Source organism: Massilia rubra (assembly GCF_011682065.1).
GTDB lineage: Bacteria > Pseudomonadota > Gammaproteobacteria > Burkholderiales > Burkholderiaceae_D > Telluria_A > Telluria_A rubra.
Map to the genome: position 1 here is coordinate 24,863 of NZ_VUYU01000037.1, position 14,056 is coordinate 38,918.

Annotated in this window: 8 protein-coding genes; 1 reads left to right on the forward strand and 7 read right to left on the reverse strand. The window is 65.2% G+C overall.

Going from position 1 to position 14,056, the window contains the following annotated elements; all coding sequences use genetic code 11:
• Nucleotides 1-25 precede the first annotated feature (25 nt).
• The 3 genes from F0185_RS31105 to F0185_RS31115 form a co-directional block, all read right to left on the reverse strand.
• Entirely contained in the window at nucleotides 26-3,256 is a 3,231-nt protein-coding gene (locus F0185_RS31105; protein ID WP_167232082.1) for an efflux RND transporter permease subunit, read from the reverse strand.
• Nucleotides 3,257-3,259: 3 nt separating this feature from the next.
• On the reverse strand, nucleotides 3,260-4,396 hold the full coding sequence (locus tag F0185_RS31110; protein ID WP_166887856.1) for an efflux RND transporter periplasmic adaptor subunit: 1,137 nt from the start codon (nucleotides 4,394-4,396) through the stop codon (nucleotides 3,260-3,262).
• Nucleotides 4,397-4,614: 218 nt separating this feature from the next.
• Nucleotides 4,615-5,037 carry a divergent PAP2 family protein gene (locus F0185_RS31115; protein ID WP_167232085.1) on the reverse strand — a complete coding sequence of 141 codons (423 nt, stop codon included), beginning with the start codon at nucleotides 5,035-5,037 and terminating at the stop codon, nucleotides 4,615-4,617.
• 248 nt (nucleotides 5,038-5,285) lie between these two features.
• Between F0185_RS31115 and F0185_RS31120 the strand changes: the two genes are divergently transcribed.
• Entirely contained in the window at nucleotides 5,286-6,326 is a 1,041-nt protein-coding gene (locus F0185_RS31120) for a DUF475 domain-containing protein (protein ID WP_167232088.1), read from the forward strand.
• Between the two features lie 67 nt (nucleotides 6,327-6,393).
• Here the strand turns inward: F0185_RS31120 and F0185_RS31125 are convergent, their stop codons facing one another.
• The 4 genes from F0185_RS31125 to F0185_RS31140 form a co-directional block, all read right to left on the reverse strand.
• Nucleotides 6,394-6,804: a hypothetical protein gene (locus F0185_RS31125; protein ID WP_167232090.1), complete on the reverse strand. Its 411-nt coding sequence runs from the start codon at nucleotides 6,802-6,804 to the stop codon at nucleotides 6,394-6,396.
• A gap of 31 nt (nucleotides 6,805-6,835) precedes the next feature.
• On the reverse strand, nucleotides 6,836-9,583 hold the full coding sequence (locus F0185_RS31130; RefSeq protein ID WP_370664099.1) for a polysaccharide deacetylase family protein: 2,748 nt from the start codon (nucleotides 9,581-9,583) through the stop codon (nucleotides 6,836-6,838).
• Between the two features lie 364 nt (nucleotides 9,584-9,947).
• Entirely contained in the window at nucleotides 9,948-10,667 is a 720-nt protein-coding gene (locus F0185_RS31135) for a substrate-binding periplasmic protein (RefSeq protein ID WP_167232093.1), read from the reverse strand.
• A gap of 71 nt (nucleotides 10,668-10,738) precedes the next feature.
• Entirely contained in the window at nucleotides 10,739-13,960 is a 3,222-nt protein-coding gene (locus F0185_RS31140; RefSeq protein WP_187362700.1) for a coiled-coil domain-containing protein, read from the reverse strand.
• Between the last annotated feature and the right edge of the window lie 96 nt (nucleotides 13,961-14,056).

The following is a 14,056-nucleotide window of genomic DNA, read 5'->3' on the forward strand; positions in this document are numbered from 1 at the left end:
AAGCGATGCGCCTTCGCTCACTGGCCTACGCCCGCTTGTCGAGCGCCACGGCGCCCGGCGCCACCACCGTGCGGCGGCCGGTCACCAGGCGCACCAGCCACATGACCACGCGGTAGATGAAGCGGCCGAAGGTGAGGAACAGAATCACTTCGGCAAACGTCGTCAGGAAGCCCAGCAGCGGGCCGAAACGCTCCGAACGGCGGTGGAACTTGAGGCCCATGCTGTCGACCTTGATTTCGATGCTGTCGTAGAAAGTCGGCACCACCAGCAAGGTCAGAATGGTCGAGGTAATCGTGCCGCCGATAATCGCAATGGCCAGCGGACGATAAAACTCGCCGCCCTCGCCCAGCCCCAGCGCCACCGGGAACATGCCGGCGATCAGCGCGAAGGTGGTCATCAGGATCGGACGCAGGCGTGCGCGCCCCGCTTCCATCAGTGAATCCTCGCGGCTGTGGCCTTCACGCTCGCGCGCACGGGCCGCATCGAGCAGCAGGATCGCATTCTTCGCCACCAGGCCCATCAGCATGATGATGCCGATGAAGCTCATCAGGTTGAGCGTGTTATGGGTCAACAGCAGCGCCACCACCACGCCGATCAAGGACAGCGGCAAGGACAGCATCACCGCCAGCGGCGCGGTAAACGAGCCGAACTGCATCACCAGGATCAGGTACATCAGCCCGATGCCCGACACCAGCGCGATGCCCATTTCGGTAAACAACTCGTTCTGGTCCTGGCCGGCGCCGCCCAGTTCACGGCCGTAGCCGGGCGGGTAGTCGAAGGTATCGGCCAGTTTCATGGCGTCGCCCGTGACTTCGCCGTTCGAGCGGCCCTGCGCATTGGCCGACACTGAAATGGTGCGCTTGCCATTCTTGTGCGAAATGCCGGACGGTCCCTTGCCCATGGTGATGGTGGCGATCTGGTCGAGCGGCACCATCTGGTTGGTGCCGGTCACGGCGATCGGCAAGCGTTCGATATTGTCGGCGCTGACCCGGTCGTCCGGATGCAGGCGCACCGCCACGTCGCGCGTTTCGCCGGTCGGGTCGACCCAGTCGCCCACTTCGACGCCGGCAAACGCCACCCGCAGCGATTGCGCCGCGTCGTTGACCGAAATGCCCATCGAATTGGCCAGGCCGCGATTGAGTTCGATCTGCAATTCGTTCTTCGGATCCTGTTCGGACAGGCCGACATCGATCGCGCCCGGCACTTTGCGCAACTGTTCCATATAGGCGTTGGCAATATCGAGCAGCTTGCGCGAGTCCGGTCCGGTGAACTGGATCTGGATCGGCTTGTTGGCGCCATTGTTCATATCGTCGAGCACCACGTACTCGGCGCCCACCAGCTGGCTGATCTTGGCGCGCAGCTCGACCGCGATTTCCTTGGCGCTGCGCGAGCGGGTGGCGCGCTTGCCGATATCGACATATACCTTGCCGCCGCCGGTGTTAATGAAGGCGTTGGTATCCTTGGTTTCCTTGATCGAGCGCGCCAGTTCGGCCGCCTTTTCCAGCTTGGCGCGCGAATATTCCACGCTCGACGAGGCCGGCGTGCGCACATCGATCAGCAACTGGCCGTAGTCGGCCGCCGGCAGGAAGCTGGTGCCGCCCATGGTGCCCTGCAGGTACAGGGCGCCGGCGAAGGTGGCCACGGCGATCACGGTCATCCATTTGCGGTGATGCAAGGCCCAGGCGATCACGTTGCCGTAGCGGTCGGCCTGGCGGTCGAACCACTCGTTAAAGTGATGCAGCACCAGGGACACGCCTTTTTTCGGCGCCGTGTGGTGATCCGGCGGATCGCCCCAGTAAGCCGACAGCATCGGGTCGAGCGTGAAGGAAATGACCAGGCTGACCAGCACCGAGCAGGTGACCGTCAGCGCGAACGGACGGAACCACTCACCGGAGACGCCCGGCATGAAGGCCACCGGAATGAACACGGCGATGATCGAGAAGGTGGTCGAGGCCACCGCCATGCCGATCTCGGCGGTGCCCTCCAGGGCGGCCTTGCGGCGGTCGGAGCCGCGCTGCATGTGACGCACGATGTTTTCGCGCACCACGATCGCATCGTCGATCAGCACGCCGATAGCCAGCGACAGTCCGAGCAAGGTCATGAAGTTGAGCGTGAAACCGCACAGCCAGACCGCGATGAACGAGGCGATCACCGAGGTCGGCAAGGACAGCGCCGTGATCAGGGTCGAGCGCCACGAGTTCAGGAAGGCGTAGACCACGAAAATGGTCAGCACGGCGCCGAACATAAGCGATTCGATCACATTGTTCAGGCTGCGCTGGGCTTCATCGCCGCCATCGCGCGTGATTTCAAGCACGGTGCCTTTCGGCAGTTCTTTTTCGAGTTCCTTGATCAGCAGCTTGGCCTTCTTGGCCACGCTGACGGTGCTGGCGTCGCGCGAGCGGGTCAGGGTGATGCCCACGTTCGGCTTGCCGCTGCGGATGCTCAGGTTGTTAACTTCGGCAAAGCCGTCGCGGATTTCGGCCACCTGGGCCAGGCGCACCACTTCCTCGCCGCGGCGCTTGACCACGATCTGCTGGAATTCCTCGGGCGACTCGATGCGGCCCACCAGGCGAATGCTTTTCTCATCGTACTGGCCGCGAATCTTGCCGACCGGCGCGTTGGTGTTTTGCGTGCGCAAGGCGTTGACCACATCGGACACGGCCACATTGTATTCGCGCAGCTTTTCGGCGCGCAGCAAGACCGACAGTTCGCGCCGCAGCGCGCCGTTGACGTTGACCGTGGCCACGCCATCGATGCCGCGGAAGCGGTCGGCCAGCACATCCTCGGCCAGGCGCGAGATGTCGGCGTGGGTCTGGCTGGTGGACGAGAGCGCCAGGTTCAAGATCGGCTGCGTGGCCGGGTCGAGGCGTTGCAGGATCGGTTCGCGCATCTCGGTCGGCAACTTGTAGCGCACGGTGGCGATGGCGTTACGGACCTCGTCGGACGCTTCGATCAGGTTCTTGTCGAAGTTAAACTCCAGCCAGAACTGGGCATTGCCCTCGACCGCATTGGCGTGCACATCGGTCACGCCGGAAATGCTGAGCAGCGACTTTTCGATGCGGTTGATCACTTCGCGCTCGACCGTGTCGGGCGAGGCGCCCGGATACGGAATATTGATCTGCAACACCGGCACTTCGACGTCCGGATTCTGGTTGACGCGCAGCTTGCCCAGGGCGATCAAGCCCATGCACATCAGGGCGATGATCATGACAATCGTCGCGATCGGCCGCTTGATACTGAAATCGGAAAGGAACATGGCTTATTTCCCCTGCACGACGGGTGCGGCGGCGGCGACCTTGCCCGGCGCGAGCTGGACAGCCTGGCCTTCCTTGAACGACGAACTCGGATTGCGCATGACGATGTCGCCGGCGGCCAGGCCTTGCTTGACCTCATAATTGCCGGTACGCGTGTCGCGCGGGCCGATCGCCAGGTCGACCTTGCCGATGGTCTTGTCTTTCAGGCGCCAGACGTAGGCCTTGTCGCCAGCCTTGACCAGCGCGCCTTCGGGCAGCATCAGCGCGGCCTTGGTTTCGGCCTCGATGCGCCCTTCCCCGTACAGGCCGGACACCTTCGGCACCGCCGAGCCCGGAGCAAAGGCGACCAGCACCTCGACCTGGCGCGTGACTTCGTTGGCGGCCGGATCGACCCGTTTCACGACGCCGCGAAACTCCTCGCCGGCGTAACCATTGATGCGGAAACTGACCGGCTGGCCGACCTTGACCGCGCTGATGCGGTCGGCCGAGACGCGCCCCTCGAAGCGCATGCTGGACGGATCTATCACTTTCAGCAATTCCTTGCCGATCGAGGCGGTGTCGCCGGCCGATACCTTGCGTTCGCTGACCACGCCATCGAACGGCGCGCGCACCACGGTGCGGGCCAGTTGCTGGCGCGCCAGCGCGGCGCGCGACTTGGCGGCCGACACTTCGCTCAGGGCATTATTGCGCCGCACTTCGGCGTCATCCATGGCCTGGGCCGAGGTCATGCCCGAAGCGCGCAGGGTTTTCATGCGTTCGAGCTGGCGTTCGGCCTGGTCGAGCGCCTGCGAGGCGGCGCGCGCCGACTGCTCGGCCGAGCTGAGACTGTCGCGGATGGCGGTTTCGTCGAGCTTGACGAGAATGTCGCCGCGCTGGACCAGGTCGCCGTTTTCCTTGAGCACTTGCAAGACGACGGCCGAGACTTCGGCGCGCAGGTCGGCCTTGCGTTCGGGCTGGACGGAGCCGGTCACGACCGGGCCGGAGGCGAGTGAATTCGAGGAAATGGTGAGCAAGTCTTCCGGAGCGACCAGCAGCTGAACGGGCTTGGCATCCTTGCCGTCCTTGGCGGGGTCTTTCTCGCCTTTACCGCAGGCGGAAAGCGCCGTGGCGATGGCGAGGACGAGCAGTGTTTTGCGCAGCATGGGATTCTCCGGGATCAAATCGGTCAGACGTCTGTAATCAGAATGAAAACAACCAGCCGCAAAGTATCCTTGAGACGGGTAGGGACGTCAATTAGCGATCTATCAACCTGGCCGATTCGATGGCTGAACTGCGGATTTGCGCGACTGAACTGCAAAGTTGCCGTGGTGAACGGCGCTTCGCCCGCATCCCCGGGCATGCCGGGAACGCGGGAAAACGATCAAAAACGCGCGAACAAATGAAAAATCGCGAAGCCCATGCCGATGCCGGTGCAAATGCCACCCGTGATTTCAACCAGCGTATGGCCCATGCGTTCGCGCAGATGGGTGTGATCGGCGGCGCTGCCGGCCAGGCGGTTGATCGCCGCCGCCTGGCGCCCCACGTGCTGGCGCAGGCTGTTGGCATCGATCATCACAATAAACGCCAAGGTGACCGCCACGCCGAACGCCGGACTGTCCATTCCTTCGCGCAAGGCGATCAGGGTCGCCATGCTGGTCACCACAGAACTATGGTTGCTGGGAAAACCGCCATTGCCGACCAGGTTGAACGCCCAGCGCCGTTGCCGTGCGCTATTGATCAAAAATTTGATGGGCCCCACCACCAGCCAGGTCAGTACGGGCGTGATGAGATAGCTGATGTCCATGCAGGTGTCCTTATCGTCGATGAAGTGCAAAATTGCTGCGTAATCGGCAATTATCGCAGATCGCTCCCCGCCGCAGGCGCCTTCGATCACCTGCGTCACAGCGCGCGCGCATGGCAAAGGCGGGCGAAACGGATGGCGCACGCGCGCATTTGACCGCTCATCGGGCCGAAAAACCTATTAGAATGACATCACAACGCCGTCCGCCGGCACCCGCCATCCTGATCGAAGTTTTCCTTAGGAATTAACGCATGCGCCATTTCAGACTCTCTTTCCTTGTCACCTTCGTTCTCCTGGTCGTCGCGGGCTGGTGGGGCTACACGCGCAGCGGCCTGCCCGGCCTGCTCAACGCGCTGTGGATCGCCGCCGTGCTGGGCGTGCTGGAAGTGTCGCTCTCGTTCGACAACGCGGTGGTCAACGCCTCGGTGCTGCGCCATTGGAACGACTTCTGGCGCAAGCTGTTCCTGACGGTCGGCATCCTGGTGGCCGTGTTCGGCATGCGATTACTGTTTCCGCTGGTGATCGTCTCGGTCGCCACCGGGCTCGGCCTGCTGGACGTGTGGACCATGGCGATCAACACCCCGGATGAATATTCACGCCACCTGACCGACAACCACGCCGAAGTGGCCGCGTTCGGCGGCGCCTTCCTGCTGCTGGTCTTCCTCAACTTTTTATTCGACGAAGAGAAGGAACTTCACTGGCTCGGATGGATCGAAGAGAAGGTAGGCACCTACGGCAGCGAGAGCCTGGCGGTCATGCTGACCTTGTGCGCCTCGTTCGGGGCCATGTACCTGGTGCCGGAAGCGCGCAAGCTGAGCGTGCTCATCGCCGGCGTGACGGGCGTGGTCATTTACGTCGGTGTGAACTGGATCAGTTCCCTGCTGGAGGAAGAAGAAGCCGACCCGGGCATCGGGCAAATGGTATCGCGCGGCAGTATCGGCGGGTTTTTGTATCTGGAAGTACTCGATGCCTCGTTCAGTTTCGACGGCGTGATTGGCGCGTTTGCGATCACCAATGACGTGGTCATCATCATGCTGGGCCTGGCGATTGGCGCCATGTTCGTGCGTTCGATGACCGTGTTCCTGGTCGACAAAGGCACCTTGCAGGAATTTGTATATCTGGAACACGGCGCGCACTACGCGATCGGCATCCTGGCCTTGATCATGTTCGCCAGCGTGCGCTATCACATTCCGGAGTGGTTCACGGGGCTGTCGGGCGTGGCGTTCATCCTGGTGTCGCTGTGGTCGTCGCTGCGCTATAAGAAGCAGCAGGAGGCGCTGGGGGTGGCTTGATGCCAGGTCGGTCCTGCCGCGACCATGGCGCCCTGCTGCGCGCCAGAGTCCGGCAGGCCATCGTGCGCTATTGTTTTTTGTAAAAACAATCGATGTCCTCGGAATCGATGCACATTTTTTGCACGCGGCCTTCGATATTGACGAGCCAGTAGGCGGGCGCCTCCTCCGGCCGGCTGCCGCGCCAGGAGATACCGCTGAACGTCACCCGGCGGCCAGTGTCGTCGTCGGCCTGCCAGTTCGCTCGTATCACTTCCAGCGGCCGTCCTGGACTGGCCACGGTGAGCGAACATTCACCGCCCGCGCGCAGGGTCAGCGTATACACACTGGTGTCTTTGTCGAGAACGTAGACGCCAAGCGGATCGATCTTCTTGTCGGCACAGCTGGCCAAGCCGGCAAGCAAGGCTGCGGAAAGCAAGGTTTTTCCAAGCAGCGATCGGGCAAGCACATGGCACTTCATTGTGCCCGTTGCACCATTCATGACTCGCTCGCCTTACCGCAACCTGGACACATCACAGCTTTTCCAACTGCTGCTTTACATACGCTGCGCCCGCACTGGCCGGCGCCAGCGCCATGAAAGTCTGGTAAGCCAGCTTGGCCTTGGCCGCGTCGCCGGCCTGGAGATGCGCGTCGCCCAGGTTGCGGTAAGCCACGGCGCGCGAGGGATCCATCTTCACGGTATTGTCGAACCAGCGCGCCGCTTCGGCGAACTTGCCCTGTTTGTAATAGACAAAGCCGAGGTTATTGGCCGCCAGCGCGAAGTCGGCGCGCAGTTTCAGCGCCTCGGTAAACTCCGCCTCGGCCGCCGCGTACTGCTTCTCCTTAAACAATTGCAAGCCGCGGTCATTGGCGCGCTGGGCCAGCTGGCGTGCCGACGACGGCACCGCCAGCGGCGTGACCAGCTTCTGCTCCTTGCCCTGCAAGTCCTTGACCGCGACCGGCGCCGTCGGCGGCGTGACACCCGGCTTGTCCTCCATCTTGGGCGCATCCGGGCGCACCGCGTCGAGCTTGGCGTTGAGCGCGATCGCCTCGGTCGACAACTGCGCCGTCTGCGGATTCAAAAATTCGGCCTCGACCGGCAGCTCGAACACAAAGTCGCCACCTTCCGATCCCGGCAGGCTGCCGAAGGCCGGCGTCTGGTTCGACACGCCCGCCACCGCCGGCGCCACATAGGCAGCCAGCTCGGTGGCGGTGATCAAGCCGTCGCCATTCAGGTCGCCCTTGCCCGCCAGTGCCTGCAATAAAGTCCAGGTGAACACCGAGTGGCCGTTCGGCCCGCCGTCCGACACCAACTGGTCGGCGCCGCCGGCAGTCAGCATCTGGCGCCCGATGCGCCGTGCGTTGTCGCGCAAAAAGGCGCCGCCCCCGCCGCCGCGCGTCAGGCCCAGGCCGCTGTAGCAGGCATCCATCACGAACAGCGCATGCTTGGCGGTCAGGCTTTCGGCGATGTTCTGGATTTCGCTCATCGGAATCGCATCGGTGGCGAACTGGGTCGGATCGGAATCGTAGGGCACGATGTAACCGAGATCGCGTCCCGAACTGAGCTGGCGGGTAGCGCCATGGCCGGCGAAAAACACGAAGATCCGGTCGTTTTTCTGCACGCCGCCGTGCGCCAGGCGGTCGTGGAAAGCGCCGAGGATGCCGGCACGGGTGGCGTCGGCATTATTGAGCGAGACCACGCGCTCGGCCGCGAAGCCGAACTTGCCGATCAACACTTCGCGCACGCCCTGGGCATCGCGCACCGCGTACTGCAGCTTGGGCCACTTGGGATAGCTGTCGATGCCGATCACGATGGCCCAGGAATTGGCGTAGCCGGTGCTCACCGCCACTTTCTCGGCGGGCGCGGCGGCTGTGTTGGCGCTGGTGAAATTGGTTCCATCCCAGCCGGCGAACTGGTAACCCTCGGCGATCAGGCGGTCCAGCACGGCAGGCAGCGCCTTGACCGTGCGCGCGTGGATATCGTGGAACAGGATGATGCCGCGGCCCTCCTTGTCGACCGTGCGCAAGACGCGCTCGGCGATCGAGGCCGGGACCGGATCGGCCCAGTCGAGCGAATCGATATTCCACATCACCGAGCGCAGGTGCGCGCCTTCGAGCGCGTGCATGCCCTCGCTGTTGCGGGCGCCGTAGGGAAAGCGGAACAGCGGCGCGCGGCCGGCGTCGATGGCTTTTAACAGCACGTCGGTGTTGAGGATTTCGGCCTTGAGCTTGTCGCCCGTTTCCTTCGACAACTGCGCGTGCGTGTAGCTGTGGTTAGCCAAGGTATAGCCGCCCGCCTTGAGCTTGCGGCTGACGGCGGCCCCATCGGACAAGGTCGGCTTGCCAGCGGCGTCGACGCTGCCCAGGTTGCGGCCGACGCTGAAGAACACCGCCGGCACCCCGTACTGCTTGAGGATGGCCGCAATTTCTTCGCTGTAACGCTTGTGCGGGCCATCGTCGAAGGTCAGCACCACGGTTTTCTTGGGCAGGGAATTGCCGAATATCTCGTTGGGGTCGGCCACGGCCTTGGCCACGGCCTTGGGCTCGCCCTTGGGCTCGGGCGGCAAGGCCGAGGCCGGATACGGCACGACCACGCCCTGCTCCTTGAGGATGGCTTCGCGCGTGAACAGGGTGTTCAGGTAGGCCAGGTAGCTGTCCCAGCGCTCGCGTTTGAGCTCGATGGCGCGCGACTCATAGCGGCCGAAGACCTGGCGGATTTCCTTCTCGTAATTGCGTTCGATCTCGGCCAGGGCGTCGAGATCTTCCGACAAGCGCTTGTGGATCTTAATAGCCGGCAAGCTCGAATCTTTCGCCACCTCGGCCAGCAAGCCTTGCAGCAACTCGCGAAACGCCAGGCGATCGGCGTCGAACAGGGACTTGTCGGACTCGATAAAGCTGAGCAGGTCGGCGACGGCATCGAAGCGATTCGGCTGGTTCGACGCCAGCAGCGCGGCCAGGTCGCGTTCGAGCTTCTCCGCGCGTGACTGGTTCTCGTGAAACAGCGTTTGCCCCACCCGCTGCGCCTGTTCGCGTTCGTTGGCGCGCATGGATTTCTCGTCTGCAAGCAGCACGATAATCTTGCGGTAATTGGCCAACAAAGCGTGCAGATCGGCGGTCAACGGCGCGGCATCAAGGCGTGGCGCGGCGATGGCGGCGCTCTTGACGGGTGGCGGCGTTGCAGGCGGCGGCGGTGCCGGCTTACGCCCGGCAAACAAAAAGGTCGTCCCAGCCGCGCCCGCGATGGCAAGCGCAGCGGCGATTTTAATGGGAGTGGAAGTCACAAAAGACACACCTGTCGGAAGAAGTCCCTTGATTGTATTGCAAATGCCCAACACCCACAAAATCCCTCCCGCCACACGCTCCAAAACCCCCACAACCGAGGTCTGACCTCTGATTAGCAACAATGTTCGCTTCCCAACCGGGGTCAGAGCTTTAATCAGCAATTTTGTAAAATTCGGAAAAGCGAAAAGCGAGCAACATAGCTGTACTGAGCCAAAGCGCTTGGTTCTGACGGTAAATGCGTCGACTTTCTTGATCAGCTGGCTTAACAATGTTGCGAGTTAAAGCTCTGACCCCGGTTTAGAAAAGGAAAAGAAACGAACAAAAATTGCTAATCAGAGGTCAGACCCTGGTTGGGGGCGGCGGCTATTGGTAGCGGGCCAGGATGGCGGGGATGGCGTTGGCGGCGATCAGGCGCGCGATGGCTTTGTCGACGTCGGCTAACTTGACCTTGCCTTTGGGCGACACCGCGCACTGGCCCATGTAGCTCTTGACCGCCAGCGGCGGGTGCAGCTCGAGCACCGGGTCGCCCAGCTTTTGCCGGTAGTCGAGGAAAAATTTGGCCGTCACCACATGCCGCACCCTTCCCGCCGCCAGCTTGCGCAGGTTGATCAGGGAGTTGGCGCTGTCGTCGCGGATGAAGTCCTTGCCCAGCATGCCGTCAAGCTCGGGATGGGAGTAGCCCAGCACTGTACCGATCGGCTGCCCGGCCACATCGGCCACGCTGCGCGGGCGCGTCGCAGTGCGCGTCGTGATCAACACTTCGGTGATGGGGATGAACGCATGGCTCCAGCCAAACGAGCCGTTGAGCCATTCGGGGACGTAGCTGCACAGAACGTCCGCGCCGCCGTCTTCCAGCGCGCGCACGATCCGCTTGCGCGGCAAGGCAACGAACACGGCCGTGCGTCCCATGGCGCCAGCCAGCGCTTGCCCGATATCTTTGTGGATGCCTTCGGCCAGCCGGCCGCGCTCGAAGCGCGCCATCGGCATGTCGGTACTGGTGTCGACCAGCACCGATAGGTCGGCCGCCTGTAATCCCAGCGGGATCGGTAACAGCAGGGTCAGCAGCAGCCTGGTCGTCGTCATGCCGTCGATCTTACCCGCTCACGGCCGACGCCGTGCCGCCAGCCCCATTGCCGTCCACATCGTGCATCGACTCAGCCCTTGTTCGGCGCGGTCAGCCGCCCGAGCACCTGGTGCGTCATGGTAGCGGAGGTGGACCGCTGCGCCGCGCCAGTGGCGCTTTCGCGCTTTTCGTCGTCGATCGCGTGCCGGGTGACCATCAGGGTGCGCGTGTCGGCCTCCAGGCGGCGCGCTTCGAGCGCGACCAGTTCGCGCCGGGCGTCGGCCATTTCTTTGGTGGTGAGCGCGCTCTTGCGTTGCATGTCGGCTTGCGCCTGCGCGCTCTCGAGCAGCACGCGCTGGGCGTCGCGCTTGTCTTGCGCGGCCAGGGCGGCGATTTCTTGCGCGACCTGGAACTGGCGCGCCATGCTGGCCGCTTCGTGCTCGGCTTCGGCCCGCGTGCGCGCCGACAGGCTGGCCGCTTGTTCGGATGCCAGCCGCGCCGCAATCGCTTGCTCGGCGCGCTGGTCGGCCGCCAGTTGCTGGCGCTGGGTGGCGAGTTTTTGTTCGATCAGCGCCAGCGAGGCACGCTCGGTCTGCACGCTGGCCCGCTCGGCCTCGGCGCTGTCGCGCTCAAGTACCAGCGCTTCCTGGGCCAGCGTGAGTTTTTGCTGTTCGGCCTCGGCCCGCACTTGCTGGACCTGGGCGCGCTCGGTGGCTACGCGCGCTTGCGCGGCAAGCGCATCGGCGGCGCGCGTGGCTTGCTCGGTTTCGACCTGGGCCTGCTGCGCCAGCATGCGCGCAGCCTCGGCTTCGGTGCGGCGGGCTTGCTCGGCGCCGCTGGCAGCCGCCGCCTGCTGGCGCTTGGCCGCCAGGGTCTGTTCGGCCAGCATGACGGCGGCGCGTTCGCTGTCGGCCAGCGCGCGTTCGTGCGCCAGGGCCTCGTCGGCCAGCGCCAGTTTTTGCTGTTCGGCGCGGACCCGCTCGCGCTGCGCGTCGGCCAGTTCGGTGGCGGCGCGCGCCTGCGCGACGGCGGCGTCGGCAGCGCTTTGCGCCTGCACGCTGTCGATTTCAGCCTGTTGCACCAGCGCGCGCGTGGCTTCGGCTTCGACCCGCCTGGCTTGCTCGGCGTAGGCGGCGGCAACGGCCATCTGGCGCTGGTCGGCGGCCATCCGCTCGGCCAGCGCCAGGGCCGCCGTTTCGCTCTCTGCGCGGGCGCGTTCGTCGGCCAGCGCTTGCTCGGCCAGGGCCAGTTTTTGCTGTTCGGCGACGGCGCGCGCACTCTCGGTCTGGGCCAGGTCGATGGCGGCGCGCGCCTGGGCGGCGATGGCGTCGGCGGCGGCTTGCGCCTGCACGCTTTCGATTTCGGCTTGCTGCACCAGGTGGCGCGTCGCTTCGGCTTCGCGCCGCTTGGCTTGTTCGGTGCCCGCCGCCAGCTCGGCCAGTTGGCGCTGCCCGGCGGCGTGTTGTTCGGCCAGCGCCAGCGCGTTGCGCTCGCTCTCGGCGCGGGCGGTTTCCGCCGCCAGGGCGTCGGCGGTCAGCGCCAGCGCCTGTTCGGCCATGGCCAGCGCTTGCTGTTCGGCTGCGGCACGCGCGCTTTGCGCTTGCGCAAGCTCGTGCGCCACGCGCGCCTGGGCGGCTACCGCGTCGGCGGCGGCCTGCGCCTGGGCGCTGTCGATGTCGGCTTGCTCGGTCAACACGCGCAGGGCCTCGATTTCGATGCGCTTCGCTTCGGCCAGGCGCTGTTCGGCGTCGGCTTTCTGGCGCAGCAACACGGCCTCCATCTGCTCGGCGTCGGCGCGCGCCTGGGCCACTGCGGCGGCGCGGGTTTCAGCTTCCAGCCGTTCTTGCAGGCTGACCAGCGCGGCTTGCTCGGCGTCGGCGTGGGCTTGTTCGGCCAGCGCCAGCGCGCTCGCCTGGGCGGCTTTGTCGGCGGCCAGCGCGCTGGCGCGGCGCTGCAGTGCGACCTGTTCGGCGATCGCGGCCACGGCGGCCTGGTCGGAGGCGTTCTGCGCGGCGGCCAGGTCGGCGGCGGCCTGGGCCAGGCTGGCGCGTTCTTCGGCCAGCGCACGCGCGCGCTGCTGTTCTTCGGCCTCCATCAGGGCGGCGGCGGTCGCGGCCTGGTCGGCCAGGGCGCGTTCGTTCGCTTGCGCGATGGCCAGGGTTTCGGCGTCGACTTTCGCTTGCACCAGTTCGGCGGCGTCGGTTTCGGCCTTGGCGCGCGCCAGGGCCACTTCGCGCAGGCGCTTGTCGACCTCGATCCGTTCTTCGGTCGCGCTCAGGATGCGCGCTTCGGCGTCGCGCCGGGCACAGGCGCCGGCGGCGGCCATTTTTTCCAGCCGTTCACGGTGCACGGCGGCGTCGCGCAGTTCTTTTTCCGATTGCAGGCGCAGGTGGATCGACTGGGCCGCCACGCGTTCGGACTCGGCCTGGGCAATCGCAATCGCTTCGCGTTCCTGTTCGATGTGGGCCAGGGCGCGCGCTTCTTCCAGCGCGCGCGCTTCGGCCACGGCGCGGGCGAAGGCCGAGGCCAGGGCGATCTGGTCGGCTTTTTCGCGCTGGACGGTCAATTCCAGCGCTTCGGATTCGGCTTCGGCCAGCAGTTCGGCGGTCTGGCGCGCGCCCTTGGCCTGGCGTTCGCGTTCGCGCGCCAGGGTGGTCATGCGGGCGTCGGCGTTGGCGATGTGCAGCACTTCTTCCTGGGCGGCGTGCACCGCGGCCACCCGTTCGACCGCTTGCAGGCGCGCCTGTTCGGTCTGGGCCAGCAGCGCTTCGGTGGCGCGCGCGGCTTGTTCGGCCAGCTCGGCTTCGGCGGCGATCTGTTCGGCGGTGCGGCGGCGCGCTTCTTCGTCGGCTTTGAGGCGCGTTTCGGCGGCCAGTTTGATCTGGGTGTCGGCTTCGACGCGGGCGCGCAGTTCGGCGGTCTCCTGGCGCACGGCGTCGAGGCGCTCGAGGCTGGCCTGGGCGGCGGCGCGCAGGGTTTCGAGGCGGTCGCGATTGGCTTCGATGGCTTCTTCGGACGCTTGCGCGTTTTGCAGGGCGGCGGCGGCGGCGGCGGCGTCGCTGGCGGCGCGTTCTTCAGCCAGGCCGCGCGCGCGCGCTTCGGCGTGGGCGCGGCTTTCGGCGGCGCACGAGGCCTTCGCTTCGGCTTCGACGCGGGCGATGGCTTCGTGGATGGCGCGCATTTCGGACTGGGCGCGGTCGGGGGCGGCGTCGACGGCAGCCGGGGGCGCGGCGGCAGCCTGGGACGCGGCGCCGTCGGGCGGCAGCGCGATGGTCAGGTTGGCGTCGTCGTGCGGGGCTGCTGTGGTTTCCATCTTGTTCTCGCTTGGGCTACCGTCCCGGCATGGGAAGGCCTGACGTTGATTATCTGTCAGGTCGGCCCGCCCCGGCGCACGGATCAGACGCGGAAA